A 1,226-nucleotide genomic window follows, 5' to 3' on the forward strand; every position below is an offset into this window, starting at 1 on the left:
ACTTGCCAAAAACCTATGGTTTTTGCGTATGCTTTTTGGGGAGAAAATCCGGATAGGTTCCGGTAAAAAAACCGGAAGTCATCCGGAAAGAATGGAGGAAGAAACAGAGTATCCGGAAGAAATACCGGAAGTTATCCGGAAATGCCCAGGAAAGAGGGGGAGGAATCCGGAAGACATCCGGAAAAAATACCGGAACTTATCCGGAAATAGCCATGAAGGGAGACGTGAAATCCGGAACTTATCCGGAAGAACATCCGGAAGTCATCCGGAAATAGCCATGAAGGGAGACGTGAAATCCGGAACTTATCCGGAAGAACATCCGGAAGTCATCCGAAAATAGTCATGAAGGGAGGCGTGAAATCCGGAACTTATCCGGAAGAACATCCGGAAGTCATCCGGAAATAGCCATGAAGGAGGCGTGAAATCCGGAACTTATCCGGAAGAACATCCGGAAGTCATCCGGAAATAGTCATGAAGGGAGGCGTGAAATCCGGAACTTATCCGGAAGAACATCCGGAAGTCATCCGGAAATAGTCATGAAGGATGGCGTGAAATCCGGAACTTATCCGGAAAAGCATCCGGACGCCATCCGGGCAGTTATTGAGCAGAGGTATCTGAAAGGGGACGAATAAAGGAGATAAATGAAGGAAGAAACAAGGGTGTGTATCGTGAAGGCCAGACTGACCGCAAATGAATACCAGACATTCCTTAAAAAAGTAAAAGGCTCTGACCGTCCGGACAACATGTCTGAATATATCCGGGCCTGTATCTTTTCTGATGACCTGAAGCATTCCATCGCAGTCGCAAGGGAATTAAAGAACCTGAATTATCAGATCCGGAAGATAGGAGTCCTCATCAACCAGATCGCAGCCAGCACAAACCGGGGCGTCATGTTCAGGGGGGATGCGGAACTGGTACTGAAAAAGCTGCAGGAGGTGGAAGAATTGGTGAAAACATTTGAAGCACGTATCGAATAAAGGATTGCGGATTGGTCAGGATATGGATATAATAAAGGAAAATTGTGAGGGGGATACAGAGGAAGGAGGAAAACAAAGTGGATGAACGATACTGCCTGATGAATAAGGATAAGGTGCTTCTGACATTTGCCTGCACCAGCGGAGCTTTGGGAAGTATCCTTTTAAAAGAGGCGGCCTGCAACGTTTCAGCTGAGGAACTGCCGATCGGTTTTTCATCCATCCATACATGGGTGGAGCAGCGGCAGGCAC

Annotated in this window: 2 protein-coding genes; both read left to right on the top strand. The window is 47.4% G+C overall.

From position 1 onward, the window contains the following. Positions 1 to 340 (top strand): hypothetical protein (locus WMO65_RS26165; protein WP_349064867.1); only part of this gene is annotated, 340 nt, incomplete at its 5' end. A 301-nt stretch (positions 341 to 641) separates the two neighbouring features. Then, on the top strand, positions 642 to 977 hold the full coding sequence (locus tag WMO65_RS26170) for a plasmid mobilization protein (protein WP_118593997.1): 336 nt from the start codon (positions 642 to 644) through the stop codon (positions 975 to 977). The last annotated feature ends 249 nt before the right edge of the window (positions 978 to 1,226 follow it).

Source organism: Blautia caccae, assembly GCF_040095955.1.
In the GTDB taxonomy this organism is placed as follows: domain Bacteria; phylum Bacillota; class Clostridia; order Lachnospirales; family Lachnospiraceae; genus Blautia; species Blautia celeris.